General features: G+C 68.4%; 24 protein-coding genes and 1 pseudogene. 10 read left to right on the forward strand and 15 right to left on the reverse strand.

Annotated elements, in window-relative coordinates; all coding sequences use genetic code 11:
- Positions 1–597 precede the first annotated feature (597 nt).
- Positions 598–1,236, reverse strand: coding sequence for an ABC transporter permease subunit (locus ACH3VR_RS22630; protein ID WP_397558606.1), 639 nt, complete (start codon positions 1,234–1,236; stop codon positions 598–600).
- 452 nt (positions 1,237–1,688) lie between these two features.
- Positions 1,689–2,144: pseudogene (locus ACH3VR_RS22635) on the reverse strand (ABC transporter permease subunit); the annotation flags it as partial.
- Between ACH3VR_RS22635 and ACH3VR_RS22640 the strand changes: the two are divergent.
- The gene (locus ACH3VR_RS22640) at positions 2,037–2,420 is read left to right on the forward strand and encodes a hypothetical protein (RefSeq protein ID WP_397558607.1); all 384 of its coding nucleotides are present in this window, start codon (positions 2,037–2,039) and stop codon (positions 2,418–2,420) included. The pseudogene ACH3VR_RS22635 and the gene ACH3VR_RS22640 sit on opposite strands and share 108 nt — an antisense overlap.
- Positions 2,421–2,540: 120 nt before the next feature.
- On the opposite strand, the gene ACH3VR_RS22645 is transcribed toward ACH3VR_RS22640, so the two are convergent.
- Genes ACH3VR_RS22645 through ACH3VR_RS22655 form a run of 3 tightly spaced genes read right to left on the reverse strand, consistent with a single transcriptional unit; the run spans position 2,541 to position 5,343 of the window.
- Positions 2,541–4,079, reverse strand: coding sequence for an ABC transporter substrate-binding protein (locus tag ACH3VR_RS22645; RefSeq protein ID WP_397558608.1), 1,539 nt, complete (start codon positions 4,077–4,079; stop codon positions 2,541–2,543).
- A complete protein-coding gene (locus ACH3VR_RS22650; protein ID WP_397558609.1) occupies positions 4,076–4,765 on the reverse strand; it encodes an ABC transporter ATP-binding protein in 690 nt (229 codons plus the stop codon). Before ACH3VR_RS22650 ends, ACH3VR_RS22645 begins: the two co-directional genes overlap by 4 nt.
- Positions 4,762–5,343 (reverse strand): ATP-binding cassette domain-containing protein, encoded by a 582-nt coding sequence (locus ACH3VR_RS22655; protein ID WP_397558610.1) that lies wholly within the window; start codon positions 5,341–5,343, stop codon positions 4,762–4,764. Before ACH3VR_RS22655 ends, ACH3VR_RS22650 begins: the two co-directional genes overlap by 4 nt.
- A 205-nt stretch (positions 5,344–5,548) precedes the next feature.
- Here ACH3VR_RS22655 and ACH3VR_RS22660 point away from each other — a divergent pair, with 205 nt between their 5' ends.
- Positions 5,549–6,748, forward strand: a complete 1,200-nt coding sequence (locus tag ACH3VR_RS22660; RefSeq protein WP_397558611.1) for an MFS transporter — start codon at positions 5,549–5,551, stop codon at positions 6,746–6,748.
- Between the two features lie 743 nt (positions 6,749–7,491).
- Here ACH3VR_RS22660 and ACH3VR_RS22665 read toward each other — a convergent pair.
- Positions 7,492–8,625, reverse strand: coding sequence for a BsuBI/PstI family type II restriction endonuclease (locus tag ACH3VR_RS22665; protein ID WP_397558612.1), 1,134 nt, complete (start codon positions 8,623–8,625; stop codon positions 7,492–7,494).
- A gap of 9 nt (positions 8,626–8,634) precedes the next feature.
- Complete coding sequence (locus ACH3VR_RS22670) at positions 8,635–10,308, reverse strand: DNA methyltransferase family protein (protein WP_397558613.1); 1,674 nt, start codon at positions 10,306–10,308, stop codon at positions 8,635–8,637.
- A gap of 606 nt (positions 10,309–10,914) precedes the next feature.
- On the opposite strand from ACH3VR_RS22670, the gene ACH3VR_RS22675 reads away from it, so the two are divergent.
- From ACH3VR_RS22675 to ACH3VR_RS22690, 4 genes are read left to right on the forward strand one after another with little or no spacing between them, the layout of a single operon-like run.
- The gene (locus ACH3VR_RS22675; protein WP_397558614.1) at positions 10,915–11,817 is read left to right on the forward strand and encodes a hypothetical protein; all 903 of its coding nucleotides are present in this window, start codon (positions 10,915–10,917) and stop codon (positions 11,815–11,817) included.
- 44 nt (positions 11,818–11,861) lie between these two features.
- Complete coding sequence (locus ACH3VR_RS22680) at positions 11,862–12,263, forward strand: hypothetical protein (protein ID WP_397558615.1); 402 nt, start codon at positions 11,862–11,864, stop codon at positions 12,261–12,263.
- A 4-nt stretch (positions 12,264–12,267) separates the two neighbouring features.
- On the forward strand, positions 12,268–13,422 hold the full coding sequence (locus ACH3VR_RS22685) for a PIN domain-containing protein (RefSeq protein ID WP_397558616.1): 1,155 nt from the start codon (positions 12,268–12,270) through the stop codon (positions 13,420–13,422).
- Positions 13,419–14,231, forward strand: coding sequence for a GIY-YIG nuclease family protein (locus ACH3VR_RS22690; protein ID WP_397558617.1), 813 nt, complete (start codon positions 13,419–13,421; stop codon positions 14,229–14,231). Before ACH3VR_RS22685 ends, ACH3VR_RS22690 begins: the two co-directional genes overlap by 4 nt.
- A gap of 36 nt (positions 14,232–14,267) precedes the next feature.
- Here the strand turns inward: ACH3VR_RS22690 and ACH3VR_RS22695 are convergent, their stop codons facing one another.
- Positions 14,268–14,819 carry a hypothetical protein gene (locus ACH3VR_RS22695; RefSeq protein WP_397558618.1) on the reverse strand — a complete coding sequence of 184 codons (552 nt, stop codon included), beginning with the start codon at positions 14,817–14,819 and terminating at the stop codon, positions 14,268–14,270.
- A gap of 427 nt (positions 14,820–15,246) precedes the next feature.
- Between ACH3VR_RS22695 and ACH3VR_RS22700 the strand changes: the two genes are divergently transcribed.
- Positions 15,247–16,044 (forward strand): hypothetical protein, encoded by a 798-nt coding sequence (locus ACH3VR_RS22700; RefSeq protein WP_397558619.1) that lies wholly within the window; start codon positions 15,247–15,249, stop codon positions 16,042–16,044.
- Positions 16,037–17,182, forward strand: coding sequence for an XRE family transcriptional regulator (locus tag ACH3VR_RS22705; RefSeq protein ID WP_397558620.1), 1,146 nt, complete (start codon positions 16,037–16,039; stop codon positions 17,180–17,182). Before ACH3VR_RS22700 ends, ACH3VR_RS22705 begins: the two co-directional genes overlap by 8 nt.
- 27 nt (positions 17,183–17,209) lie before the next feature.
- Here the strand turns inward: ACH3VR_RS22705 and ACH3VR_RS22710 are convergent, their stop codons facing one another.
- The 5 genes from ACH3VR_RS22710 to ACH3VR_RS22730 all read right to left on the reverse strand — a co-directional run bounded on the left by ACH3VR_RS22710 (position 17,210) and on the right by ACH3VR_RS22730 (position 21,641).
- Positions 17,210–17,950 carry an SDR family NAD(P)-dependent oxidoreductase gene (locus ACH3VR_RS22710; RefSeq protein WP_397558621.1) on the reverse strand — a complete coding sequence of 247 codons (741 nt, stop codon included), beginning with the start codon at positions 17,948–17,950 and terminating at the stop codon, positions 17,210–17,212.
- A gap of 49 nt (positions 17,951–17,999) precedes the next feature.
- Entirely contained in the window at positions 18,000–19,022 is a 1,023-nt protein-coding gene (locus ACH3VR_RS22715; protein ID WP_397558622.1) for a zinc-dependent alcohol dehydrogenase family protein, read from the reverse strand.
- A gap of 53 nt (positions 19,023–19,075) precedes the next feature.
- Positions 19,076–19,462: a nuclear transport factor 2 family protein gene (locus tag ACH3VR_RS22720; RefSeq protein ID WP_397558623.1), complete on the reverse strand. Its 387-nt coding sequence runs from the start codon at positions 19,460–19,462 to the stop codon at positions 19,076–19,078.
- A gap of 66 nt (positions 19,463–19,528) precedes the next feature.
- Entirely contained in the window at positions 19,529–20,563 is a 1,035-nt protein-coding gene (locus ACH3VR_RS22725) for an aldo/keto reductase (protein WP_397558624.1), read from the reverse strand.
- A gap of 19 nt (positions 20,564–20,582) precedes the next feature.
- A complete protein-coding gene (locus ACH3VR_RS22730; RefSeq protein ID WP_397558639.1) occupies positions 20,583–21,641 on the reverse strand; it encodes an aldo/keto reductase in 1,059 nt (352 codons plus the stop codon).
- Positions 21,642–21,711: 70 nt separating this feature from the next.
- Between ACH3VR_RS22730 and ACH3VR_RS22735 the strand changes: the two genes are divergently transcribed.
- A complete protein-coding gene (locus ACH3VR_RS22735; protein ID WP_397558625.1) occupies positions 21,712–22,251 on the forward strand; it encodes a TetR/AcrR family transcriptional regulator in 540 nt (179 codons plus the stop codon).
- Positions 22,252–22,622: 371 nt separating this feature from the next.
- Here the strand turns inward: ACH3VR_RS22735 and ACH3VR_RS22740 are convergent, their stop codons facing one another.
- Together ACH3VR_RS22740 and ACH3VR_RS22745 are read right to left on the reverse strand one after the other, a co-directional pair.
- On the reverse strand, positions 22,623–23,288 hold the full coding sequence (locus tag ACH3VR_RS22740) for a hypothetical protein (RefSeq protein WP_397558626.1): 666 nt from the start codon (positions 23,286–23,288) through the stop codon (positions 22,623–22,625).
- Positions 23,289–23,467: 179 nt separating this feature from the next.
- Complete coding sequence (locus ACH3VR_RS22745; RefSeq protein ID WP_397558627.1) at positions 23,468–24,892, reverse strand: aspartate ammonia-lyase; 1,425 nt, start codon at positions 24,890–24,892, stop codon at positions 23,468–23,470.
- 93 nt (positions 24,893–24,985) lie between these two features.
- On the opposite strand from ACH3VR_RS22745, the gene ACH3VR_RS22750 reads away from it, so the two are divergent.
- Positions 24,986–26,383: a dicarboxylate/amino acid:cation symporter gene (locus tag ACH3VR_RS22750; protein ID WP_397558628.1), complete on the forward strand. Its 1,398-nt coding sequence runs from the start codon at positions 24,986–24,988 to the stop codon at positions 26,381–26,383.
- Positions 26,384–26,397 lie beyond the last annotated feature (14 nt).

Here is a 26,397-nt window from a genome sequence, read left to right on the forward strand (position 1 = left end):
CCGGAAACAACTGGTCATCCCACGGTGGCCCTTCATCGTCAGCGACGACGAGAGCCCCGCAGGAATTGACACCACGCTATGGGACTCACCCTGTGCTGATGCCGGGTCGGCGTCCACGACGCCAGAACTGCCGGGACGGTCAGCCCAGGGCGCGGGACAACGTCCCGTTCGCACCCGCAGTACGGGCGTGCACCGGTACCGAGGTGGTCACGCAGATGCCAATGCGGGCGACGCGAGCGCGCCCGGGCACCCGAGACGGAGGTGCGGTGCAGCTGCGCGCCCATCGCTCTCCGTTCGCTTGCGTTTGAGGAACAATAGCGTTAACGAGAATGATTCTCAATCTCAATATAATGTAGTGGATACGGCACCGTCGGTGACGGGAAGCCTGCCCGGACGCTCATTGCGTGGCGGTCCAACCCGCGTATCCCTAGCGCCGGTGATGACCCCCCGGCCCGGCGGCTGCCGCAGATCTCACGCTCGTCCTCGAGGGACAAGCGACCCAGGCGGTCAGCCACCGGCCGGCAGTTCAACAAGAAACCTCATCAGGCACACCCCAAACCCGCTATCACTAACGGGGTGGTGCACCAATGAGTGGTCTCATCGTGGACTCTCATCTGCCCCGATCAGGGTGAGGGGGATCGCCGGCTCGGAGACGCCGCGATTGTCGGGAGCCGTGGGCCGCCGCTGGCGTCGGCGGAGGCCTGCGAGGGCGACGGCAAGCACCGAGGTGAGGATCAGCGCGGTTGCCGGCGCGACGGTTGTCCACGGGGCGCGTTCGACGTAGTCGATGCCTTCGGAGAGGAGGAGCCCCCATTCGGGCAGGGGCGGCTGTGCGCCGAGGCCGAGGAATCCGAGCGCCGCGAGCGCGAGGGCGACGCCGGGCAGTCGCAGCATGCCGTGTCGCAGCAGGGGTGGGACGGCTGCGGGGAGGATGTGCCGGACCCAGATCTCAGCGCTGGAGACGCCGGCAAGCGGCAGCCAGCGGATGTGCGGCATGGCGGCCGCTTCATCGATGAGGGCGGCGGCGTGGGTGGTGAGCGGGGGCCAGGTGACCCAGAGCACCGCGAGGGCGGCGCCGCCGACGGATGGTCCGAAGAGTGCGGCGATGATGACGCCAGCGAGGATCGGGGGTGTCGCGTTGGCGACCTCGGCGGGTCCGCGCGCGACTTCGCCGAGGACGGCGAGCAGCAGTCCGATGAGGATTGCGAGGAGCACGATCCCCAGCGACGGGAGCAACGTGCCCAGGGTGCCGTGCGCGACGCGGGCGAGCAGGTCTCGTCCGCTGGCGTCGGCTCCGAATGGGAGTTCCAGGCTGGGTGGGGCGAGCCGTTGATGGGTGATGGAGTACGGGTCGCGGGGTAGGCCGAAGGCGAGGATGAGCGCGATGCCGCCGAGCGCGAAGCCAGCGGTCCAGCGTGCGGCACGGCCGTCGCCCCGCAGTTCGGGTGGCGGTGGGAGGGCACCGGCCGGGAGCGGGCCGCCGCGCAGCCCGCGGCGGGCCNGAGGATGAGCGCGATGCCGCCGAGCGCGAAGCCAGCGGTCCAGCGTGCGGCACGGCCGTCGCCCCGCAGTTCGGGTGGCGGTGGGAGGGCACCGGCCGGGAGCGGCCCGCCGCGCAGCCCGCGGCGGGCCGCCCCGGCGAGCAGGCCGACCAGCACGGCAGCGAGGGCCATCAGGAGCACGCCGGCTTGCAGGGCGGGGAGGTCTTGGGCGTTGGCGGCGCCGAGGAGGTACCGGCCCAGGCCGGGGATCGCGAACACCTGTTCGACGGCGACGGCGCCGCCGAGGATGCCGATGAACACCAGTCCGAGTTGGTCGATGACGGCGGCTGCGGCGCGGCGGAAGACACCGCCGAGGATCACACGACGGGGTGCGCCGGCCAGACGCCAGACGTTCACCCAGCGTTCTTCGGCGACCCCGGAGATGGCGTCGGCGAGGAGGCGCCCGAGTAGTCCTCCGGCGGGGATGCCGAGGGCGAGGGCGGGAAGGACCGCAGTGTCGAGGCCCGTCCAGCCGTAGGGTGGCAGCCACTGCAGTTGCACGGCGACCAGCACGAGGAGGGCGCTGGCGAGGAGAAACTCCGGCAGCGCGGTGAGCGCGACCCCGACCGGACCGGACCCGCGTTGCGGTTGATCGCGGAGCACCCGCAGCGCCGCTGGCACCACGAGGGTGGCGGCGACCGCGAGCGCGACGATGATGGCGAAGCAGGTGAGGGAGGCGGACACGCCGAGTGCCCGCCAGACGCCGGGGCCGATTTCGCCGCCGCTGACCCAGGAGCTGCCGAGGTCGCCGTGCAGGACGCCGGTCCACCAGCGGAGGCTGGTGGGGATGGGGCCACCGTCGAGGCCGAGTTCGGTGCGGATGGAGGCGAGCGCCTCGGCGGTGGGTTCGAGTTCGGCGTAGCGGGCCCGGAGCACTGAGGCGGCGGGGTCGCGCTGGGACAGCCAGGGCAGGGCCCCAGCGGTCACCAGTAGCACGACCCCGCACACGATGCGGGACGCAATGCCGAGGGTGTTGCTGTGACGCACGCCTCTCCCCAGTTAGTTGCCGTCGAGGTGAGTGTCGACGGTGATGAGGATGCGCTCGCGCGGATCGCGGGCCGCGTCGATGACCCCGTGCGCTTCGCCCTGGATGACGCGTTCGTGCAGCAGCGGGATCGCCGCGTCGGCGGCGAGGACGCGTGCCTCGGCAAGCATGGTCGCCTTCTGGCGGTCCTCGCCGGCCTCGGTCTCGGACGCCGTTTGGATCGCCTCGTCGACGCCCGGGTCGCACAGCTGGGAGATCGAGAACCCGCCCTCGCAGGTGAAGTCGGAGGCGAGGTACGCGACCGGGTCGCCCGAGTCGAGCACGGTCGCGCGGGAGAGGATGAACGCGTCGAACTTGCCGTCCAGGGCGTCGGCCTCGATGAACTGGTACTCGCGCACGTCCTGCTGCACGTCGAACCCGACCGCCTCGAGCTGCTGTTCGATCAAGACCGCGACCTCGGGCAGCTCGGCGCGGTCGGTGAACGTGCCGAGCGTGATCTGGACTCCGTCGACGGCTGCCGGCTTCGGTCGGCTGGCGAGCAGTTCATGGTAGGCGTCCTCGTCCCGGTAGTCGGCGGCCCACGGGAGGGCGGGGCCGAGGAGGCCTTCGGCGAGGTCGGCGCGGCCCTCGTACACGGACTCGATGATCGCGGACCGGTCGATGGCTTCGCGGGCAGCCGCGCGGACGGCGGGGTCGGCGAACGGTCCGGTCTCGGTGTTCAGGTAGAGCGTGTTGGTGCGGGGCATGGGCACCTCGATGATGAGGTCCTCGTCGATGGAGGCCGCCTGACCGGCGGGGATCGCCTCGACGACCTGGGCTTCGCCGGTGCGCAGCGCGGCCGCACGGGCGGTGCCGTCAGGCACGAACTTCACGTCGATACCCGCGGCCGCAGCCGGATCGCCCCAGTAGTCGTCGTAGCGGTTCAGGGTGGCACCGACGATGCCGTCGACAGCGACGAGCTCGAACGGGCCGGTACCGGTACCGACCGGGCTCACGTTCTTAGTCTCATAGGCCGCGGCATCGAGGATCGCCAGCTGCGGGCTGGACAGCCGCTGCGGCAGCAGCGGGTCGGGCGCCCCCGTGGCGACCACGACATCATCGCCGTTCGCCTGGACCGTCATGTCAACGCCGTCGAGGATCCGCGGCAGCGGGGTGGCCTCGATGGCGTGCTGCAGCGCGTTCACCACCGAGTCGGCGGTCAGTTCGTTGCCGTTGTGGAACGTCACACCGGATCGGATCGTGAACCGCCAGCTCTTCTCATCCTCGCGCTCCCAGCCGGTTGCGAGCGACGGGAGCGCGGTGCCTTCCTCGTCGAGCACGACGAGGGTTTCGGCGGTGGCCCACCGTGACAGTTTGAACGCGTCATCGCTGAGCGGGCTAAGCCCGGAGCGCGGCGGCTGCAGCATCGCGATCGAGATGCGCTCGCTCCCGGCCGCTGTTTCGGCGGGCGCTGCCGTGGAGGAGAAGCAGCCGCTGAGCAGCAGAACTGTGGCGAGGGGAATCGCGGCCGCTGCGGCGAGCCGGCTGTGGGATCGGGGATGGTGGCGGGTCATGGGTGGGTGTTCCTTTCCGAGGGGGACGTGAGGTGTACGGTGCGGGTGCACCGGTCGGCGAACGCCGGGTCATGGGTGACGAGCAGCAGCGCGAGACGGTGCTCCGCGACGATGCGCAACAATGCATCCGAGACCGCGGAAGCGGTGGCCGGGTCGAGCGCGCTGGTCGGTTCGTCGGCAACGAGCACCGCCGGGTCGACCGCGAGCGCACGCGTGATCGCGGCTCGCTGCGCCTGTCCGCCGGACACCTCGGCCGGTCTGTGGTCGAGGAGTTCGAGATCGAGCTGTGCTCGTTCTGCGGCGGCGCGGATGCGGGCATCGGTGTCTCGGTCGCCGGTGAGCCGATGAATGGCAACCGCGATCGATTGGCGCAGCGTCCACCGCGGCACGAACGCGGCGCCGGCATCCTGCGGCACGCCCTGCACGAGGTGGCGACGATGGCGGGGGGGGCGCCCGGCCGCGGTGTGCCAGTGCTGTCCGCCGACGGTCACGTGCCCGCTGCTGGGCGCACGCAAGCCCAGCACGATGTCGGCGAGGGTGGATTTTCCGGCGCCGGAGCGGCCGACGACGGCGACCGATTCGCCTTCGTGGATCGCGAGGCTCGTCGGGCGGAGGAGCTGACGTTCCTTCTCGCCCCGCCCGTGCACCGCGGTCACGCCGGTGATCTTGATCTTCGGCGCCGTCATCGGATCTGCACCGGGACCTCTGTGACGGTGCCGTGAGCCACCGTCAGGTGGCGGGTCGCGATGGCCTCCGCGACAACCGAGTCGTGCGTTGCGACCACGAGGGTCTGCGCCGCGGTGATCACCTCGGCAAGCAGCGTGAGCATGAGGTCGCGGGATTCGTGGTCGAGCGCGCTGGTCGGTTCGTCCGCCAGGATCAGCGGGGCATCGGTGAGCGCGGCCAGGGCGACGGCGGCTCGTTGCGCTTGTCCGCCCGAGAGTTCGGCAGGGCGACGGCGGCGCATTGCCGGGTCGGAGAGCCCGACCGCGTCGAGTGTCTGCCCGACGCGTTCGACGCTGGCCGCGGAAACACGCTGGAGTTGCCGACCCAGCGGAATGAGCGGGTGCAGTGCATCCAGCCCGCGCTGTGGCACGAACCCGATCCGCGGCGATGTGGCATGCCGTTCGCCTTCGAAACGGAGCCCGGGAGCCCATCGGCCCGTCAGCGTGCTCAGCAGCAGTGACTTCCCGCTCCCTGACGGGCCAGTGATCACGACCCGCGCCCCCGCGAACAGGTCAAGCGACGGAACGTCGAGCAGCACGCGGTTCCCGTCCACAGTGCTTACACGTGCACGTCGCAACGAGAGGACCGGGTCCGGCACGGGGGGCACGAGCGGGTCGCGCTGTGCGGCTCGACTAGGATCAGAAACCATAATGAGAATGATTATCATTCCTAGTCTCCAGCGCACGCAAATCCGTGACCCGTACATCCCGCATGTCCCCTCGAGGCCGCGCGTTGTGGTGCTGATGGGCACGCAGACCTTGTTCAACGTGGGCTTCTACGCGGTGGTGCCGTTCGTCGCGGTGGTGCTCAGCGGTGATTTCGGGTTGGCGGCGACCACGGTCGGGCTCGTCCTCGGCGTGCGCACCTTCGCGCAGCAGGGCATGTTCCTGGTCGGCGGGGCGCTCGCGGACCGTATCGGTGCGCGAGCCACCATCCTGATCGGGTGCGCGATCCGGGTCACGGGATTTCTCGCCTGGGCGGGCTCCCTCTGGTCCTCTCCCATGCTCCTCTGGCTCTTCATCGCGGGAACGGTGACCACGGGACTCGGAGGGGCGCTCTTCTCCCCGGCCCTCAACACGCTGGTCGCGGACGCCGACGCCCGCATCCCCGGGCGGCGCGTCACACTGTTCGCCTGGTTGACCCTCAGCGGGGAGGTCGGCGCAGTGATCGGACCGCTGCTCGGGACGCTGCTGCTGCCGCTCGGGTTCGAGGTTGTCGCGGCCACCGGTGCCGCCTGCTTCGCCGTGATCGGGGTCGCCCTCGCCTCCCTTTTGCCGCGAACGTCGAACAGTCAGCGACGTGATCCGCCCGCCCGCCGCGGGAGCATCCCAGCGCTGCACGATCCGCGCTTTGTCATGTTCGCGGCGCTGCATGCAGTGGACCTGCTCGCCTACAACCAGCTCTACCTGACCCTCCCGCTGGAACTCGACCGAATCGGCACCGGCCCCGAGCTCATCGGCGTCATGTTCGCGTGGGTATCGATCCTCACTCTCACACTCCAACTGCCGGTCGCCCGTTGGTGTTCACGTGTCGGGGCCCGCACCGCACTGCGAGCCGGCTACCTCGCCAGCGCGGGCGCGTTCACACTGCTCGCCGGGGAAGCGGTCATCGCCCTGGCGCCCGGCATCCATCTCGCGATGATCGGTGTCGCCGTGTCCGGTCTCACCTTCGGCCACCTCGCCGCAAACCCGACCGCCCTCAGCCTCGTGCCCGGATTCGCAAGCGGCCAGCCGACCGGTTCCTACTTCGGCCTGCTCGCGAGCCTCGGCGGCCTCGCCGTCCTCGTCGGCAACCTCGCCGTCGGACGACTGCTCGACGGCGCTGCGGGTCCGTCAGGCGCGTCGGCGCTTCCCTGGCTACTCCTCACAGCCCCCATGCTCGCATCAGCGCTTCTCATCCCGCGCGCGATCCCGAGGGAACAGATTCCCAAGCGTCCCGGGTGAAGCGACGCATCGAGAGCATCGACGGGAGCAGGGCCGGCTTCTGCGATCGGCCTCGGCGACGGGATGCCGTCGCTCGCCCGGGGTCGGCCCACCCCGCCGAGTGCGCGCATTGTCATCCGCCCGGTCGCATCGACCACGAAGGTTGCCTTCGATGCCGAACCACCGTCGCAGAGGCTCCCGCGTCGCTAGATCCGGCCCCGACACGGTCGCGCGCGTCAAGGTGATTGCCGCGGAGTTTCTTGGCTCACTGAGCCAAGAATTGTCCGTCGGCCTCGGCGGCACCCGGGACGCGCTCTCGGAGATTCTCGCCTCGGTGAACCGAGAATCTCCCGCGCCACCGTAATGCACCGACCAACACGGCGTCCTGTCTGAACGTCGCGCTGCTCCGGCCGCGGCTGCAGGGGCCGTGTCTGAGATTGATGATCCCACCACCCTCGGGGTCGCGCGGCAATTGCCGTCCGCCGAGGTCGACCTCGAACTAATCCTGTGCAATGCCGTGGACTGGGCAGATGGAGCTGTCGAATCCTGCCGCGGATGCGACTCATCGGAGTCTCGACTGCCTTCTCTCACGCCGTGGGCGGAGCCCGGGAAGCCGGAGAGTCGGACCGCTGCACAAGCTCACGCAGGGTCGCCAGAGTTCGCCGAGATGGACTTCAAGGCAGGATTTGAGACTGCATGTCAGCCCAGTCGGCACCGCTGGGTTGAACCTTCACAGCACAGCAATCCTAGACGGGCCGTTCCGCTCAGCGCAGCGGCGTCACCGGCGCCAGGCGGGGACGGACGTTCGTCTCACGGTCGAGCTGCGTCCACGCGAGTTCCATGCCCGGTTCGTCCAGGAACCACGCGTACGTGCCTGCTGCGAGGTCCTTGAGTCGGCGGCGAGCGGGTGCGGAGTTCCTTGACGAGAATGCGGTCAGGAACTGGCAGTGATCGGGATCGATGCCCTGTGCGGCTGCCCAGTCCAGCAAGTCCGCCTTTCGGGCGTCGGAGATCTCGCCGTCCGTCTGCACGGCTTCGACCATCCAGAATTCGATGGGGCTGACGCCCACGTCGACGAGGAGGGCGTCGGGGAGGAGCTTCGAGATATCGATGCTGATGCCGATCGAAGCGAGCCGCTCGTTGTCGATCAGGTATACCTTGTCGCCGGGCTCGGAGATGCTGAGCACCATGGGGGAGTGGAGCCGTTCCGGCGCCCAGGCTTCGATGACGCCCTTCAGGATCTGAGAGGCACCGCCCGGCTCCAGCTGCCGGTGCGTCCCGTTCGGCAGAAGAACGTCAACGGCGTCCTCGCTTCGAGCGAGATCGCGGGCGCTCATCGCCCGCATCCGTCCGGCGGTCGACATGTTGTGCTGCGTCCAGGCGTCGATCGCCGCGATGAGTGCGTCGCCGGCGAGAGCCGGGTCGAACAGGTCGGCGAACGATCGCGCGAGCGTCCAGCGCGGACCGGGGTAGGACGTCGGCATGCCGCCGCGGTAGAGGGTCGCCCCGTGCTCGCGCCATTTGGGCCAGGTCTCGTCGCGGAGAGTCTCGCGGGTGTTGTCGGCATAGCGCTGCACCATCGCGTATCCGCGCCCTGCCGCGAGGGCTTCGGTGGCCTTCTTGCCCGTGAGCGCGGCCGCGTACCAGGCGTCGCGATCGGCGTCTGCCGTGTAGGCCAGCTCGGCGTCGTTCAGCCACATGACCATGCTCGGGCGGACCCATCGCTGCCCGGATGCCTCGAGTGCGTCGTCCCAGACCGCGCCGACGTAGATCATCGCGGTGACGCTCGCTGCGGCCAGCGGGCTGCTGAGCACCGAGTCGAACGCGGCGCGCGGGAAGATCAGCTCGAGGCGCTTGACCGCCTCCTCGACCGGCACGATGGGGAGGTAGATGGCCACGTCGTCAGGCTAGCGGTAGGCCGCCTCGATGGCCGCGTCCAGCGCGGCCCCGTCGAGTTTCGACCACGCGCGCACGATTTCCTCGTCCGGGAACGGCAGTGCGTCGAGCTCGTATGCCGAGACGGCGACGGAGCCGGAGATGCACCGGATGAGCCGATCCAGTGGGGCCGAGGAGAGCACGTGCGCGAGCGTCGCATGATCGATCGGCGGTTCGTCCATCGTCGGCCGGAGGACGTTGATGTGGTTCTCGACGACCACCTGCCCCCCGTTGCGCTCGAGCGTCGCCGCGTCGAGGTCGGCGACGATGAGGCGCCGGTCCTGTTCGGGCGCGGACGTGCGCTGCACGAGCACTGCGGGAACGGTGAGCGTCATCACCTTCGGGTCGCTGGCTGCGGTGAGCGCCAGGTAGCGCATCGAGTCCCGCGCTCGGGAGCGACCAACACGGCCGTTGATCATGTCGGCCGCCCACACGATCCGGGTGCGGTTCTTCGCTGGGCGGGGGTGCAGGTCGGCGGCGCGCCGATTCCAGACGAGCGGGCCGGTCGATGCGCGCCAGCCGAGGTCGCTGAGTCGCAGCGGAAGTGACGCCGCGGTCGCCGCGGTGGTCGCGTCGCGGGCTTCGCGTGGGATGAGCCACGGGGTGTCTCCGCGGGGGGTGGGAACTTTCGCGACGTCGCTGACGTGCCCGTTGATCCGAGTGACCGTCGTGCGCTGGGCGCGCCGAGGGCTGAACACGGCTAGGCAGGTCTCCTGCAGCACCCCGCCGAAGACGCCGTCCCGGCTGTGCACGAACGAAAGCGCCTTCATCGGCAGGCACTTCGCCAGCTGTTCCCGTAGCCGGTGGAAGTACAGGCCGGCGGTGAAGGAGGTCGGCACGAGCGCGCCGACGGCGCCGTCTTTCGCGGTCTTCCCGATCGTGGACGCCATGAACAGCCCGTAGAGGTTCGCGTGGCCGTACAAGGTGTCGGCGAACTGAGCCCGCTGCTCATCGCTGAGCCGCTGCCGCCCGTAGGGGGGGTTCATGATCCAGGAATGCGCGGGCGGCAGGTCGGCGGCGATCCCGTCTCCGACGCGGACGAGGGCGGGGAGGGGGCGCCGACGGTGCTCGGGGACCCGCGCCCAGGTCGGGAGCATCTCCGCTGCGAGGACGACGTTGGCGACGTAGACCGCCCACGGGTCGTTGTCGATGCCTTCGATGAGGTTCGGCAGCGAGTTGAGAACGAGCGCCGGGTCGTCATCTGCGCTGGCCAGGAGGTGCTCACGCAGCGGCGCGATGAGGAGCGCCCCACCGCCGACGGCGGGATCGCGGAGCAAGCCAGGGAGCCGGTGCGGGTCGACCCCGAAGCCCATCGCCTTCCGTGTCATCGTCCACAGCCGCTCAGCGAGATCTCGAGGTGTGTAGTGCCGTCCGAACTGAGACCGTGAAGCCGGATCGAGGGTTTCGACATAGCCGGTCCCCAGCGCCCACGGGTCGACGGATGGTATATCGTCGTCGAGGCGCGGGAGCGGCTCCGGCGGTGCTGCGGCGAGGGCGATACTGAGGTCCGCGACAGCTGCCGGAAGCCCTGCCTGCACGACGCGCGCACGCCACCACGGGGCGAGGCCGGCGACGGCTCGCAGCTGTGCGGTGTCTGCCGTGCTCGGGGCGGCGAGGAGGTCGCCGTGCGCGGCAGAGAAGGTCATGTCGCTCAGCGTAATCGGGGCGTGTGACCTTCCGCGCGCGCCCTGCCGATCCGTGCGGCATGTGTCGACGCCGCGCCGTCGACACGCGTCAGGGCGGTGCACGATCATGTCCCGGCCCTCGCATGCGTCGCAGTCGCACATCGGCCACCCGAACCGCTCCCAGAAGCCCACAGCGTCGTACGCGGGGCCGATGTAGAGTTCCCGGTCGCCGAACTCCTCCGCGAGCTGGGTGATGATCCGTGTGCCGATCCGGTCCTCGCTGACCCGGAGGCCTTCACGGACCTCGAAGTCCCAGATCATGGCAGCGGGCCTGGCCGCCCGCGGCGTGTGACTGGCGTACCGGAGCGACGGGAGCATGCGCGCGACTTCTTCGCCGTCGCGGATGTAGGACCGCCATTGGTGTTCAGGTGGCCCGAAGTTCGCGTTCTGTCGCCACCAGACGGGGTTGAACCTGTCGTCGTCGACGAATGCGGGGCCTCGACCATCTCGAAGACGCACCATCGGTGGCTCAACCCAGGTTGATCTCGCTGTCCACCGCCTCAGTCTCCCAGAGACGGCCGACGTGCCGTGGGGAGGCGACGGATCGGCTGACCGTATCGTGTGGTCATGGGCAGCAGATTCCCCGGTCAGGCGTGCGTGTTCTGCCCGAACCCGAGTGTGGGCGTCGGTGAGCATGTGTGGCCGGCCTGGTTCATCGCCGAGTTCCACGGGCAGGGCCCTTTCACGACGTCACGTGCCGGGGTTCCCTACACCAAGCGCGACGGAAAGACCCCGCTGACCGCCGACGCCCTCTTCGGTGTGCATGTTCCGGCCTGCGAGGAATGCAACGCCGCCCTGGATACAACGATCGAGAAGCCTGCGAAACCGGTCGTGCGCCGGCTCCTGACGCACGCCGACTCGATGGGAGAACTGATCCTGTCGGCGGACGACTGTGCGGCGCTCGCGCGATGGCTGCTGAAGGTGGGTCTGCTGTCGGCGCACCCCGCAGCGGAGCACGACCATCCGGGACTACAGCGGGATACCGGCGTTCCGCGCCTCGCCACCATCAGACCGGAGTGGCTGGACTGGATTCGCACCGGCGCCGCGCCGCCGGACGGGTTCTCCGTCTTCCTCACCCGGCGGGATCTCCGCGGCGAGGATCCGGCGGCCGAGATCGAGCAACACATCATCCTCCCGAAACTCGTCGTCGACGGCGAGGACCGCGACTTCATGAGCCGATCGTTCGGCTTCGCCGGAGTGAACGTCGCGATCGTCTGGCACCCGGGATGGCCCCTCCAGCACGCGCAGGTCGACGCGGGCAGGGCCGTGCTCCTGTGGCCACACCCCGACGAGGTGGACTTCGGCGCCGTGCCGCAGGTCTCCCCGAAGGAGCTCGCGTTCTGGGACGGGTCGATCGGATCCATCAGGGTCACTGCAGACCAACTCGCACGGATCGCGCAGCGTCCGTTGAGCGTCGACTCCGACCCGATCCAAGCGTTCTTCGGCAGCATCGCCGAATCGGCGCCGTGACGGCGGTGACGGCTGCGGAGTTCGCTCCGGGATATCGTCATCGAATGGGGAACCTCGGCGGCTATCAGTGGATCACGACGTTCATCAAGTCCGTCGGCGGTCCTGCGAAGGCGGCAAGATACGCCGTCGGTGCTGCCGGGCTCATCTTCGTCGCCGGCGGAGCGGCGTATGCAGGTGGCGAGCAGGCGGTCAAGGTGCTCAAGTCCAGGCTCGAGAAGCGTGCCGTCCCGTGCGCCACGCAGGGCCAGACGTTCACGGTCGCTGCCGCCGCCGACGCCGATGCGGGCGGTGGGCTCACGCTCCGTGCCGGCGACGCGATTCGCGTGCTGGAGTGCGACGACGACGCGATCGTGGTAGAGGTGATCGGCGACGAGAACAACCCCTACGTCGTGTCTGGCCAGCTGCTGACATCCATCTCGGACTTCCCCGGTGGCGAGCCGGTCTGATCCGATGAAGCCCGTCGTCATCCTCGACAGCAACGCGCTTTACGGCGCCAAGCCGTTCACGCGCGCCGACAGCGCCATCCTGCTGGAGCTTGCCCGTACCGACCACATCAGGCTCGTAATCCCGGACGTCGTCGTCCACGAGCTGTCACGACAATGGGTGGAGCGCGTCGAGGAGAACCGGTCCAAGGCGCATTCCGCACTCGGCGACCTCAACGAAACCCTGCAAGAGGGCGGCCTTCCGGCACTGGAGCTCGCCGTGCCGGAGGTGGAGCGGCGTCTGTTCTACGAGGCGGCAGTATCGCTGCTCACCCGCAAGGGCGTCGAGATTCCGCCGTGCCCGGACGTGCCCGCGACCGATCTGCTGGAGCGAGACGTCGCCACTCGGAAGCCGTTCGCGCGAAACGGCAAAGGTTTCCGCGACGCGCTGATCTGGGAGAACATCCGCGCGCTCTGCGCCGGTCTGGAGGATCTGTCGACGCCGGTGCTGTTCGTGTCGAACAACTCCGGGGACTTCTGCGACCCTGAAGACAGGACCGCCCTTCACCCGGACCTACGGGCTGAGCTTGCGGCGCTCGAGCGGTTCGAGGTCGTGACGTTCCTGAAGAACGTGGGCACCCATGAGGCGATCGCGCCGCTCGCGGAGCTGTTGCGCGTCATCGAAGAGACCTTCACGGCCGGTCACGTGGAGCGGCTCGTGGACGACGCCCTCGCGGACTTCACCGGCTACGACCTGGGGCCGAGTGACGACCGCTATTCGGACTACGCGCCGTACTCGTTCCGATCGTCGTTGAAGGACGCAGCGTTCGAAGCGATCATGTTCGACCCGAGCTCGATCGCATTCGAGGTGTATCGCACAGGCGAGGTCGGCGAGATGGCGATCCGCGTGACGGTCGATGCCGACTGCGCGATCGAGGGATTCGTCGACAAGAGCATGTGGGATCGCGACGGCTACACCTACACCGAGGACTGGAACCGGCACACGCTCCGAGTCGGCGAGGAACGCCCCGCACGATTCACGTTGAGCGCGACGTTCACCGCGGCGAGTATCCAGCAGATCCGGCTCTCCTTGGACGAGATCGAGGAGATCACCTTGCTCACGCCGCTCGCGGCGGACGAGGAAGACGACGCGCTCTTCGAAGCGGGGTGGGACGACGAATGACCCTCACCCTCGAGCCGATCCTCCGAAGCGCCGGAATCGACCCCGCCGACGCCCTGGTGATCCGCCACGCGTACGTGCGTGAGCACGACGACAGCGGCCTCCAGGGCATCCACGCCGACTCGACCGATGACGAGATACTGCTGTACACCAGCAAGCAGTCCGCGCGGCCGGAGATCTTCCCGGTGTCGCCGCCCGGAATCTGGGTCGTCTTCGTCAAGGAAGGCGGTGATCGCGCCAGGCTCTGGTCGGTCGTGGAGAACCGTGGCGAGATATCGAACGACGGCAACCTGCGAAGCTTCGACCTCGTCGTCTCTGAGCAGATGGCGGAGCTGAGGAACCGGCTCGTCGTCGGCTGGAGGGCGCCGCGCAGCTGGAAGCTCGCCGGGATGACGGCGTCCGCGTACCCGGTCAAGGAGATCGCCGACGCCGAGCCGATACCGTTTCCGGGCTTCGACCGGCTCGTGCTGGATCACGCCCGGCTCCAGGCGGTGATGCGCGAACCCCGGTACGCCTCCTGGCGGACGGCTCTGTCATCCGTGATCGGCATCTACCTGATCACCGACACCCGCGACGGCCGCCAGTACGTCGGCAAAGCGGACGGGGCCGAGAACATCCGCCAGCGCTGGAGCGCCTACGCGACAAACGGCCACGGAGGAAACGTCGAACTCCGCCACGTCGATCCGACGACCTTCCGCTTCTCGCTCCTGCGTGTCTTCGATCCGGCGACGCCCGCGCGTGAGATCGACGTGGCGGAGAGCCACTTCAAGCTCGCGCTCGACACGCGCAGCCACGGCCTGAACCGGAACTGACTGCGTCCGCTCGCGGCCGATTTACGCGCCCCGGGGCTACCTCAGGCGCTGTCGCAGCACCGTGATGCTCCGCGATCTGACGCCGAACACGGCGTTGGGCGACCCGTCGCCGCCTCGGCGGTACGGGTAGCCGGCGATGATGGCCGCGGCGATGAGCTCGCCGTTCGCCACGTAGTCGCCGAGGTCCTCCTCCGCGAGGTGCTTGAGCGCATAGCTTCCGACCTGCGTGTTGAGGGTCCGCCGCGGGGCGATGTTCGCGGCGAGCCACGCACGCACTTCGTCGACATGCGAGGCGCTGGCGCGGAGCTCGCCGCGCCGCTGCTCGAACTCCTCGCGACGCTGCTCGAGCGTCTTCGAGAACGATCCGGGACCGAACCCGTAGATGTTCAGGTGGGGTTCCGGCGTCATGACGAGGGCGAGTTGCCGGTCGCGCTCATCGGCTCCGAGCAGCGCGCTCCAGGAGCGGTAGCCGGCATCGGTGGCCACCCGGTGCTGCACCTGCTGGAGACCGAGCGACGTGTCGCCCGATGAGCGAAGGGTCTTCAGACGCGTCTTGGAGAGTTCCTTGAAGGAGCGGACGGTGTCCATGTCGGTTCACGTTCCTGGCTCGGTTCCGCGCTCGCATGGCGGTCGAGCCGGTCTTGTGAAGCAACGGATCGTCCTGGGACCTGCATTTCGGATTGGCGAAGCCTTCGCACGAGCTGCCGGCACATCCGTTTGCCGTGGGGACAGCGTACCGCGACCGCAGTTCCCGTGGCGCTTCATCATCAGCGTCGACGAGCAGCCCGCGGGAGCCTCACGTCGTGCGGCGCACCCGTCCAGCCGGCCCTCCCCGCGCGCTCATCGCACGGCCGCCAGCAAGGCACGCATGAATTCTCGGCTCAGTGAGCCGAGAATTCAGCTGGCACGGTGGACCGGCCCGCCAAGTCCGACGAAAGTCCACCTCAAGGTCGCGGCGACACGCCGAGAGTGAAAACCACAGCATTGAATACTGACCAGCGTGTACGCTGGCCTCGTGACTGCTGAAGATGACGCCCTGCTGAGTCTGCGCGACTCGGGTCTGCTCGATGTCCTGAAGTGGGCCGCGCCAGCCGCGTTCGCCGCGACCGACCAGATCTTCGACGAGGACGCCGGGCACGACCAGGGTGTCATCGGCTACCTGAACTACAAGCACCTGCAGGACCACCTCGATCGGGCGACGGCCAATGGGCGCTTCGTCCTGGGGCCCGAGGTGGACGGCGTGGGCACCGACGTCCTGGAGCGCGGCATCCCGCCGGAGGTGTTCCGTTCGATGCCGCAGCTCGCGGGTGACGCGGTGACGCGCAGCAACTACCGGCAGTCGCCGGGGTGGGCCATCGACGGCTTCCGGGTGCTGCTGCAGTCGTACACGTTCGGCAAGATCGACGACATCAAGTGGGTGCAGCGCAGCGACGCCAAGCGCCGGGTCGCCTCGCAGCTGTTCGTCCGCGAGGGCACGCTGTTCGATGACGTCGAGTTCGGACTTGAGTCGATCCAACGGATTCCGGACGATGACGACTTCGCCGGCGTGACCCTGGTCGCTGCGCACGCCTTCAACCCGACCACGAAGCAGTTCGAGCTCTACATCGGCCAGAGCAAGAACCCCGAGTATCCCCAGGACTCGTGCTGGCACTGGCGGGCGAAGCTCCTCTCGGGCGGCACACCCATCGGTGGTATCAGCACGGTCGTTCCGCCCGCGCTTCCGGGCGGCGGCGCCTCGACCGACGTCGAGGACGTTCCGGTCCGGATCAAGCGCCCAGGCGCTGGTGAGGGCTCGGGTACGGCGAATGGATAGTTCGCTCCGGCCCTCCCAGACGCTCGCCGCTGCGGCGTCGCTGTTCAACGGTGAGCGGCTTACCATGGCCAGACAGCTCGCGGGCTTGAAGAAATCGCATCTCGCGACCCTCATCGAGATGTCGCCTGCCTCGGTGACCGCGTGGGAGAGCGGCGCCAAGCAGCCCAACCGTGCGACGGTTGCGAAGCTGGCGCTCGCGCTGAAGGTCGAGCCGCAGTTCTTCGGCGGTGGATCGCCTCCGAAGGCCAACAAGCCCCACTTCCGATCGCTCCGGTCGACTCCGCAGATCGCTCAGGACGAAGCGGAGGCGTATGGGCGGTTCGTTGCCGAGGTCGCCGGGATGCTCGAGAACGCGGTCGAGTTCCCCGCGGCGCTCCTGCCGGATTTGCCCGTCGACCCCGATGAGCACACGATGACGCCCGAGGCGGCAGCACGTGAGGCTCGCGAGTTCTTCGGTATCACCCCGGGACCCATCCAGCACGTGGTCCGACTGGCCGAGCGCGCCGGCGTCATCGTGGTGTTCAGCGAGCCCGGCGTCGCGGCGATCGATGCGTACTCGCTGCATACCGCGACGAGACCGATCATCATCCTGAACCCGGTGAAGGACGACTACTATCGGCAGCGGTTCGACGTCGCCCACGAGCTCGGCCACCTGGTCATGCACCACGATGCCGAGCCCGGTGGGAAGGTCGCCGAGGACCAGGCCAACCGCTTCGCCGCGGAGTTCCTGATGCCCGCCGAAGAGATCGCGCCGCTGCTGCCGAGCTCGACGGCGGGGCGCGCATGGGCGCATCTCGCCGAGCTCAAGGAGCACTGGGGGGTCAGCCTCGCGGCGCTCCTGTACCGTTCCCGCGCACTCGGCGTCATGGGCGATGTTTCGTACCGGAATGCGATGGTGCGCATGTCGCAGAACGGCTGGCGTCGCGCCGAGCCGGGGCGGATCTCGTCGCTCGAGATGCCCTCGATGCTGCCGCGCGCGAAAGAGGTGCTCGGCGACGCGGGCATCGACGATGGCGAGTTCCTGGCCGGGTCGGGGCTGCCTCATGCGCTCTACGCGATCGCGGCGTCCCGCGTGCCGACGACCGACCCGGAGCCTGTGAAGGTACTCGCGCACCCGACGACGAGCTGGAGCAGTTAGTGGCCTTCAAAACCGGAGCTGAGAGTGTCATGCTCGTGTCGCCTGAAGGTGAATGCCCGTGTGCTCGGCCAAGGAATCCAGCAGCGCGTCCTGGACGGCCTGATCGTGCACGGCGCGGTGCGGCTGCTCGGTGCGGCGGTGGAACCAGTATTGGCCGGAGACCAGGGCGTCGGGGTCGTCGGAGACGGCGAGCCAGGTCTGCGTGACATGCCCAAGCTCGAGAGGGTCGCTGGCTGAGGGGCCGCCCATCCGCGTCGGCACCCACCCCGGGTCCACCGCGTTCGACAGCACAGCAGGGCAGCGCCGGGCGATGGCCGCCATGAGGACGGTGACCAGGAGCTTGCTGTCGGAGTAGGACAGGGTCTCTTCTGCGCCCGACCAGTCGAGTGTAGAGATGTTGGCGTGCCCGCCGCGGTGCATGCTGCTGGACAGATAGATCGCCCGCGACGCCGGGACCAGCGCCGTGAGCGCGTAGGGGGCGACGACGTTCACCGGTAGCAGGGTCGGGCCCTCGATCACCCCGGCGTTGTGGATCACCGCGTCGAACGGTCCGAGTTCGTTCGCCTGCTCGGCAAGTGAGCGGACCTGGCGGAGGTCGGCGAGGTCGCCGACCACGCTCCCGGCCCCACGTTCGAGAAGGTCACGGACCGCTGCCCGCCTGGTCTCGCTGCGAGCGTGCACGACAACCTGATGGCCGTCGTCGAGCAGGGATGCGGCGGCGGCCCTGCCGAGACCGTCGGCCGAGCCGGTAACGAGAATGTGGGCCATGGGTGCGGTTCTCCTTCGTTGTGAGGGGCAGGGGGCGCGCGGCTGTGGATCAGACGGTGAGCAGTACCTTGGTGGCGCGGCGCTCGTCCATAGCCTTGTAGCCTTCTGCGGCATCCTCGAGCGGGAGGGCCAGGTCGAAGACCTTGCTCGGGTCGATCTTCCGGTCCCAGATCAGTTGGATCAGCTCTGGCAGGAACCGGCGCACCGGGGCAGGGCCGCCGTGCAGGTGGATCTCGTCGAAGAACAGCTCGTCGCTGGGGATCTGCACGTCGTGGGCAATGCCGACGAAGCCGACATGCCCGCCGGGGCGGACGGACTTGCGGGCTTGAGTGAACGCCTCCGGGGTGCCGACCGCCTCGATGACGCTGTGAGCTCCGTATCCGTTGGTGAGTTCCTTGACCTTGGCCACGAACTCGTCGCCGCGCTCGGCCAGGACGTCGGTCGCTCCGAACTCGCGGGCGAGGGCCTGACGGTCGGCATGGCGGCTGGAGACGATGATCCGCTCCGCGCCGAGCTGCTTTGCCGCCAGCACGCCCATCAAGCCGACAGCCCCGTCGCCGACCACGGCGACGGTCTTGTCGGGGCCGGCCTCGGCGGCGACGGCGGCGAACCAGCCGGTACCTAGAACGTCGGAAGCGGCCAACAGCGACGGCACGATCTCCGGATCCGGTTCGCCCGGGGTCTTCACCAGGGTGCCGTCGGCATGCGGGATGCGGGCGTACTCGGCCTGGGTACCGATGGTGTGCGCGACGAACTCGGCGTGCACGCACTTGGACTGATAGCCGGCCTGGCAGATCTCGCAGGTATTGTCGGAAATCACGAACGACCCCACCACATGATCCCCGACCTGGAGCGTGCGGATGTCGTCACCGATCTCGGTGACCACGCCGACGTACTCGTGCCCCATCACCTGATGCTGGCTGTCGTCCTCGCCCCGGTAGGGCCACAGATCCGACCCGCAGATGCAGGTCGCGGTGATACGGATGACCGCGTCGGTCGGCTCCACGATCGTCGGGTCCTCACGGTCGATCACCTGGATGTCACGGGGGCCTTCCAGAACTACTCCACGCATGGTGTTCCTCGTTTTTGTGCTGTTGTGTCGGTGAGCAGCTGAGTCCGTTAGCCTCAGCTGAGGTAGTGGGCGATGGGGCTGTTGTCGACGTAGATGCGCTGGTCGGTGAACTTCCCGGCCTCGATGGTGAAGATCGAGCACGCGCGGATGGTCTTCTCGACGCCGTCGGGGAAGCGCCAGACGCTGTCGACCTCGAACACGACGACGCCGTCCTCCTCCTGCCAGACGTTGACCAGCGGGTGGGCCAGCGACTCGACCTTGCCACCGATGGCGGACATCTGCGCGACCACCGTGTCCTTGCCGGTGACGGTCGGGGCGCCCGCGAAGGTCAGCGAGACGTCGTCGGCGTAGAAGTCGGCGAGACGGTCGTAGTCCTTGGCCTCCATGACGGCGAAGTACTCGGTCAGGAAGTCGATGGTGGACTGGTCTGCATGGGACATGGGTGTCCTTCTCTTTATCGGTGAGCGGTTCGTGGTGGTGCGAGAGCCGCCCGCGGGCGGAGGTGGTCAGGAGTCGGTGGAGGCCGAGGAGGGCTGGCGGGGCCCGTCGCCGGCCCGGTGGTGGAACGCTGGAGGCTCGACCTTCAGCGCGGTGAGCGCTTCCAGCTGTTCCATGCTCAGCCGGACGTCGGCGGCAGAGGCGTCGGCCCGCAGCTCGGCCACGTTCTCCGGGCCGACGATCACGCTGGCGACAGCGGGCCGGGACAGCAGCCACGCGAGCGCGGTCTGCTGCATCCCCAGCCCCCACTCCCGCGACAGTCGGTCGACCTCCCGGGCGACCGCGACCTCCTCGGGCGGGAAGCCCGGCGCACCGAAGCGCTGGTCGCCGGAGACCGGGCGGCCCAAGACGCCGAGGTCGGCGAGCAGGCCGCCGTGCAGCGGCGCGTACGGGACGACGGAGACGCCGAGTTGCCCGCAGGCGGCAGCCAGTTCACGCTCGGCGGCGCGATCGAGGAGGCTGTACTTCACCTCAGCCGCGACCGGCGCGGAGCGCAGGCGGCGGTCGTCGGCGATCCAGTGCGCCTGCGTGACCTTCCACGCCGGGTGGTTGGACAGGCCGACGTGACGGATCTTCCCCTGCCGGATCAGGTCGTCATAGACAGCGAGGGTCTCCTCCAGCGGCGTGTCCGGGTCGGGGTCGTGAGCGTAGTGGAGGTCGATCCAGTCGGTGCTTAACCGGCGTAGGCTGCGCTCCACCTGTCGGATGATGTGCCGGCGGGACAGGCCGCGGTCGTTGACGCCGAGGCCGGTGATGCCGTTGGCCTTGGTGGCGATCACGACCTCGTCGCGGCGACCCCGCAGCGAGCGGCCGAGGATCTCCTCCGCGGAATCGCGCTCGGCCGCGGGCGGGGCCCCGGCCCGGTCGAAGACGGGCATATTGCCGTACACGTCAGCGGTGTCGACGAAATTGATCCCGGCCTCGAGGGCTGCACCGACGAGCCTGTCGGCCTCCTGCGGGTCGGGGGCGACGCCGAACGTCGCGGTCCCCAGGCAGATCCGCGAGACGCGCAGCCCGGTTTGGCCGAGGGCGGAGTACTCCATGACGTGGTGTTCCTTCGGGTCAGGCGGTGAGGTGGTCGGTCAGCACCGAGACGGCGTCCAGCTGCTCGGGGGCGAGGTCGACGTCCGCGGCCGAGGCGTTGGCGCGCAGCTCGGCGGCGTTCTCCGCTCCGACGATCACCGAGGCCACCGCCGGGCGGGACAGCAGCCAGGCGAGCGAGACCTGCTGCATGCCCAGACCCCACTCGCGAGCCAGCCGGTCCAGCTCTCGGGCGACCGCGATCTCGTCCTCGGAGAAACCGGGGCCGCCGTATCGCTTGCCGCCGGCGATCTCCCGGTCCAGGACGGACAGGCTCGCCAGCAGACCGCCGTGCAGCGGCGCGTAGGGCACGATCGACAGCCCGAACCGGGTGCAGGCGGGCGCGAGCTCCTTCTCCGCGCTGCGGTCCAGCAGGCTGTACATCACCTGCGCAGCCACCGGTGCGGAGACCAGACGACGGTCGTCCGCGATCCACAACGCCTCCGTCACCTGCCACGCCGGGTGGTTCGACAGGGCGACATGACGGATCTTCCCCTGCCGGATCAGATCGTCATAAGCGGAGAGGGTCTGCTCCAGCGGCGTGTTCGGGTCCGGGAAGTGCGCGTAGTACACGTCGATCCAGTCGGTATGCAGCCGGCGCAGGCTCTGCTCGACCTGCCGGATGACGTACCGGCGAGAGAGCCCGGCGTCCGGGTCGAACTTCCGCTCCCCGGACTTCGTCGCCAGCACCACCTCATCGCGGCGGCCGGCCAGCGCACGGCCGAGGATCTCCTCCGCCGACTCACGCTCCGACGCCGGCGGCATCCCCGGACGGTCGAACGTGGACGTCGACCCGTAGACGTCGGCGGTGTCGAAGAAGTTGATGCCGGCATCCAGCGCAGCCCCGACCACGCCAGCGGCATCCTGGGCGCTCGGGGCTACCCCGAACGTGGCGGTGCCGACGCAGATCTTGGATACCCGCAGGCCGGTCGGGCCGAGGACGGAGTGTTTCATCAGAGGGTTCCCTTCAGTGCTGGCGACCCGATGAACTATAACCGATCGGTTAGATTTGGGCAAGAGGCGTGAGAGGATTGGGGGCATGGAAACCACGAGGACGAAGCCGAGGGGCCCGTACAAGACGGGCGTCCGCCGACGCGAGCAGCTCATCGCGATGGCTGTGGACGTCTTCGCCGAGCACGGCTACGCGGGCGGCTCCATCCGCACGATCGCGGAGAAGGCCGGTGTCTCCCACGCCACGCTGATCCAGCACTTCGGCAGCAAGGAAGGCCTGCTCACCGCCGTCCTCGAAGACTGGGATCGGCGTACCGTCCAAGACGGCCTCGCCGACGTCAGTGGCCTGGATTACTTCCGCCGTCTGCCCGAGGTCATGGCCGCGCACCAGGCCAACCGGGGCCTGCTCGAGCTGTTCACCACGATCGCCGCCGAGGCGTCCAGTCCAACCCATCCGGCGCACGCGTTCATCGCGCGGCGCTACACCGGTAACCTCGCGACCCTCGCCGGCCACCTCCGCGAAGCCATCCAGGCAGGCGACATCGCACCGATGGCCGACACCGAGATCCAGGTCGAGGTGCGACTGGTGACCGCAACACTCGACGGTATCGGGCTGCAGTGGCTCCTGGACCCCTCCACCGACGTCGTCGCCAGCGTGAGGACGTACGTGGACCGCGCGATCACCGCGTGGCGCGCGTAGGCTGACCGCGGCATCCCTAGTGGATGATCGGAGTAAGTGCGGCTTCTTGGTCAGGGCCCGACTGGGGAACCTCGGCGTTCTCGTGGTCTCACGATCGGCACCAAGCTCTTCATCGACCCGCTCCTTCTCCTCGAGGCGGGCGGAAAATGGGCGCTGGCGCACGAGGAGCTCATCGCTCATTTCGTCCATTGTTACGGGCTGGTCGCGGAGGCGACCGTCGTCGGTGTCGACCAAGGCCGCCCAGCGGCTGCTCACGTTTCCGGAGCCGTACGAGCTCGGGCTCGGCTCCACGGCGGCGGAGACGCGCCGCTCAGGATCAGGAGATCGGTTCGCTGCACGGATCGCGGACGGCATCGCCGTCCGCGATCGCGTCAGGCCTCGACCGGCCTGAGCATCTCAAAGAGACCGGCATCCTGAACGAAGGGATCGGCGCGGACCGGATCTCCGACGCGACCGCCAATGTCCTCGAAGGCCGGCTGATCGCTTATGCGCAGGCGGTCGCACACCGGCACGATGTTCCGCTCGTCTCCCACCAGGTTCGGAATGCGCGGGTGACGGTCGACGCCACACGATGGCACGACGAGGTCGTCGATCTGCCGACCAACCCGGGCGACTGGACGCCCGATCATCCTCGTGCCGGAGTTCCTGCTGAACGGCCTTCCAACGCTGAACGCCACGACCGGTTCGACTCGCGCTTCAACGACGACATCCGACTCTCGCTGAACCTGAAGGTCGGTGAAGGTGTCACAAAGGCCAGCATCGTGCAGTTCGCGCGCCGACCCCCCGAACGGGTGCGCAGCTGCGCCAGCAGCCAGACCACTCGTGAAGAACTCATGGGCTACGACTTCGGCGGCGATCCGCTCGGCATCGGAGTGGGACCGCGAGCTGGCCCGCTTCTCAGCACAACATCCGCTTCCCCGACGGGTGGTGGCCCCTCGCGACGATCTCGTCTCACTCCTGGCAAACGTCGTCGACCGCTTCCACCACTTCGTCGAAAGACAGCGCGGCTGGAACCTCCTCTGGAACGGCGACGGCATCGTGACCGCGGTGGATGCACGTCGTCCGCTCTCGGCATCCAAGATCCCGGAGGACGGGCAGCTCGACGTCGACGACGACACGTCGGATGCAGCCGCGTCGGGCGAGTTGCGGCACCGACGGCGCCTCGTCCGGTTTCAGCGCTCACCGTCGAGCACGGGGGACGATGCGGCGCCGACGCTCAGCGGATCACGAACTCGGATTGTGATACTGCACCGCCGGTAAGGCGGGCTGGTGTGAGGAGTTCGTCGAGCGTTCCGGGGTCCAGGATGCCCTGCGCGATGACGAGGTCTCGAATGGGAATGCCGGTACCGAGCGATTCCTTGGCGAGAGCAGCGCAGGCGCGGTAGCCGATGAGTGGCGCCAGCGCCGTCACGATGCCGACGGAGTTCCGCACTCCATCCTCAAGCCGCGTTCGGTTTGCCGTGATGCCCGGTACGCACAGGCGGGCCAGGGCGTTCACCGCTGCCGTCAGGTGGCTGGTAGAGCGCAGCAGGCTGTACGTGATGATCGGTTCGAACGCGTTCAATTGCAGCTGGCCGGCTTCTGCGGCGAGCGTGACGGTCAGGTCGTTGCCAATGACTTCGAATGCCACCTGATTGACCAGTTCCGGGATGACCGGGTTGACCTTTCCCGGCATCATCGACGACCCGGCCTGCACAGGAGGAAGGTTGATCTCGCCCAGTCCCGTCGAGGGTCCGGAGGAGGTCAGGCGGAGATCGTTGCAGGTCTTCGACAGCTTCACGGCGACGCGCTTGAGGATGCCGGACACCTGGACGAACGCTCCGCAGTCCTGTGTCGCCTCGACGGGATTGCTTGCCGGGACGATCTGCTCCCCAGTGATCCTCGCCAGGTAGTCGCAGGCGAGGGCGGAGTAGTCGGGGTGTCCGTTGAGCCCGGTTCCGATCGCGGTCCCGCCGAGGTTGCTCTCGAGCAGGAGATCGGCACCCTCGCGGAGGCGGAGTCGATCTTCCTCGAGCATGAGCGAGTATGTGCCGAACTCCTGCCCCAAGGTCATCGGCACCGCATCCTGCAGCTGGGTGCGGCCCATCTTGATCACGTCGGCGAACTCGCCCGCCTTCGCGGCGAAAGCAGCCGATAGCTCCCCGAGCGCCGCGTCGAGAGTGCGCAGGTTCGTGACGATGGCGACCTTGATCGCGGTCGGGTAGACATCGTTGGTTGACTGGCCGAGGTTGACGTGCGTCAGCGGATCGAGCTCGTCGTACGCCCCCCGCTCGAACCCCAGGAGCTCCAGCGCGCGGTTGGCGATCACTTCGTTGGCGTTCATGTTCGTGGACGTACCGGCGCCGCCCTGCACGGGGTCGATGGGGAACTGATCGACCAGTGCGCCCGCGCCGATCTCACCGCACGCGGCGATGATCGCGTCGGCGCGGCGGCGATCCAAACGTCCGAGGTCGCGGTTGGCCCTCGCGGCGGCCTCCTTGACCGCCGCGAGGGCGGTGATGAGCTGCGGATACTGTGCGATCGCTGAGCCGGTCACGGCGAAGTTCCGTAGCGCCCGCGCAGTGTGCACGCCGTAGTACACGTCGGCGGGCAGGGTCACTTCTCCCAGCGAATCCGCCTCAACCCGGCTCGTTGCGTCCACGGTGACTCCTTCATCTCCAGCGCTTGACAGATCGCGCTACTGCACCCAATGTTAGATATGCAACCGGCATCACGCAATATATTGGAGGCTTCGATGGCGAACGCACCCGCTCCCGCAACGATGGGAATTTCCACCACACGCCGCTGGACTTGGCGACACGCCTGGGCGATCTGGCGTCTGCCGATCGGCGTGCAGTCCCTGCTCGGCGTGGTGCTCGGCGCCACGATTGGGTGGGCGTTCCCCGCCGTCGGCGAGAGTCTCCAGCTCCTGGGCGACGTGTTCCTCAACGGGGTGCAGATCGTGGTCATCCCGCTCGTCTTCCCGCTGATCGTGCTGGGCATTTCTCGCATGGAGTCGGTGAAGAGGGTCGGTCGAATCGCCGGGAAGGCGATTCTGTACTTCGAGATCGTCACCACCCTCGTCCTGCTACTGGCGATCGGTCTGGCGAAGCTGTTCGACATCGGTGTCGGAGCCCCCGTGAACGGGGCGGACGCAGGTGCCGTCGAAGAGATGGCGCAGGGCATCGACTTCGCCGAGCTGCTCCTGCACGCCGTTCCGGACAACATCGTCGCCGCGATGGCCGAAGGGAACCTGCTCGCCGTGATCGTCTTCGCAACCGTCTTCGGGATCGCTCTGGCCGCCATCGGCGAGCGCGCCCGGCCGGTCAACGAGGTGCTCGACTCGGTCGCGACGGCGATGTTCCGCGTGGTCGGGTACGTCATTCGCCTCGCGCCGCTCGGCGTGCTCGGCTTCATCGCGTACGACGTCGCGCACTACGGCTTCGGGAACCTGTTCAGCTTGCTCGGGTTCGTCGCGGTGGTCTACCTCGGACTCATCCTCGTGGTCGGTGTCCTGTTCCCGATCATCGCCGCAATCTTCGGGGTGAAGTACTTCGCGATGCTGCGACAGACGGCCGACCTTGCCGGGCTGGCTTTCGTCACCCGCAGCTCGGAGGCGGTGCTGGCGCCGTTGCTGATCCGGCTGGAGAAGTTCGGCGTCAGTCGGTCTACGGCGTCCTTCGTCGTTCCCCTCGGGTACTCCTTCAACACTGACGGGTCCGTGCTGTATCAGGCTGTCGCGCTCGTCTTCATCGCCAACGCGTACGGCCTGGACACGTCGATCTGGAGCCTGCTGATCATGGTGGGTGTGCTCGTCGTGCTGTCCAAGGGCATGGCCGGCGTCGCGTCCGCCTCCATCGTGGTGCTCCTCGCCGCGAGCAGTACCATCGGTCTCCCCGCCGAAGGGGTCGCGCTGCTCCTCGGCGTCGACTTCATCGTCGACATGGCCCGCACGGGCGTGAACGTGGTCGGCAATTCCCTCGCCGCAGCTGTGATCGACCGCAGCGAGGCGCGGGCGACCGAGAAGCGGGCCAAAGCGAGCCTGCCCAACCCGGCAGCCGCTGCCGACGCCGACACCTCGGCTGACGCCCCGCGGGTGTCCCCCAGCAGCGCCGACGAGTACATCGCCACGGGAGGTCGACGTGACAATTGAACTCACCGCACCGG

The sequence above is a fragment of the Microbacterium alkaliflavum genome, assembly GCF_044325405.1.
GTDB classification, from domain to species: Bacteria; Actinomycetota; Actinomycetes; order Actinomycetales; family Microbacteriaceae; genus Microbacterium; species Microbacterium alkaliflavum.

What these genes read in the sequence shown, in the direction of transcription:
- ACH3VR_RS22645 (WP_397558608.1), bottom strand. Translation starts at nt 4,079, where the DNA reads ATGACCCGCCACCATCCCCGATCCCACAGCCGGCTCGCCGCAGCGGCC.
- ACH3VR_RS22650 (WP_397558609.1), bottom strand. Translation starts at nt 4,765, where the DNA reads ATGACGGCGCCGAAGATCAAGATCACCGGCGTGACCGCGGTGCACGGG.
- ACH3VR_RS22660 (WP_397558611.1), top strand. Translation starts at nt 5,549, where the DNA reads ATGGGCACGCAGACCTTGTTCAACGTGGGCTTCTACGCGGTGGTGCCG.
- ACH3VR_RS22670 (WP_397558613.1), bottom strand. Translation starts at nt 10,308, where the DNA reads ATGACCTTCTCTGCCGCGCACGGCGACCTCCTCGCCGCCCCGAGCACG.
- ACH3VR_RS22675 (WP_397558614.1), top strand. Translation starts at nt 10,915, where the DNA reads ATGGGCAGCAGATTCCCCGGTCAGGCGTGCGTGTTCTGCCCGAACCCG.
- ACH3VR_RS22680 (WP_397558615.1), top strand. Translation starts at nt 11,862, where the DNA reads ATGGGGAACCTCGGCGGCTATCAGTGGATCACGACGTTCATCAAGTCC.
- ACH3VR_RS22685 (WP_397558616.1), top strand. Translation starts at nt 12,268, where the DNA reads ATGAAGCCCGTCGTCATCCTCGACAGCAACGCGCTTTACGGCGCCAAG.
- ACH3VR_RS22690 (WP_397558617.1), top strand. Translation starts at nt 13,419, where the DNA reads ATGACCCTCACCCTCGAGCCGATCCTCCGAAGCGCCGGAATCGACCCC.
- ACH3VR_RS22695 (WP_397558618.1), bottom strand. Translation starts at nt 14,819, where the DNA reads ATGGACACCGTCCGCTCCTTCAAGGAACTCTCCAAGACGCGTCTGAAG.
- ACH3VR_RS22705 (WP_397558620.1), top strand. Translation starts at nt 16,037, where the DNA reads ATGGATAGTTCGCTCCGGCCCTCCCAGACGCTCGCCGCTGCGGCGTCG.
- ACH3VR_RS22710 (WP_397558621.1), bottom strand. Translation starts at nt 17,950, where the DNA reads ATGGCCCACATTCTCGTTACCGGCTCGGCCGACGGTCTCGGCAGGGCC.
- ACH3VR_RS22715 (WP_397558622.1), bottom strand. Translation starts at nt 19,022, where the DNA reads ATGCGTGGAGTAGTTCTGGAAGGCCCCCGTGACATCCAGGTGATCGAC.
- ACH3VR_RS22720 (WP_397558623.1), bottom strand. Translation starts at nt 19,462, where the DNA reads ATGTCCCATGCAGACCAGTCCACCATCGACTTCCTGACCGAGTACTTC.
- ACH3VR_RS22725 (WP_397558624.1), bottom strand. Translation starts at nt 20,563, where the DNA reads ATGGAGTACTCCGCCCTCGGCCAAACCGGGCTGCGCGTCTCGCGGATC.
- ACH3VR_RS22730 (WP_397558639.1), bottom strand. Translation starts at nt 21,641, where the DNA reads ATGCCCCCAATCCTCTCACGCCTCTTGCCCAAATCTAACCGATCGGTT.
- ACH3VR_RS22735 (WP_397558625.1), top strand. Translation starts at nt 21,712, where the DNA reads ATGGCTGTGGACGTCTTCGCCGAGCACGGCTACGCGGGCGGCTCCATC.
- ACH3VR_RS22740 (WP_397558626.1), bottom strand. Translation starts at nt 23,288, where the DNA reads ATGCCGTCGCCGTTCCAGAGGAGGTTCCAGCCGCGCTGTCTTTCGACG.
- ACH3VR_RS22750 (WP_397558628.1), top strand. Translation starts at nt 24,986, where the DNA reads ATGGCGAACGCACCCGCTCCCGCAACGATGGGAATTTCCACCACACGC.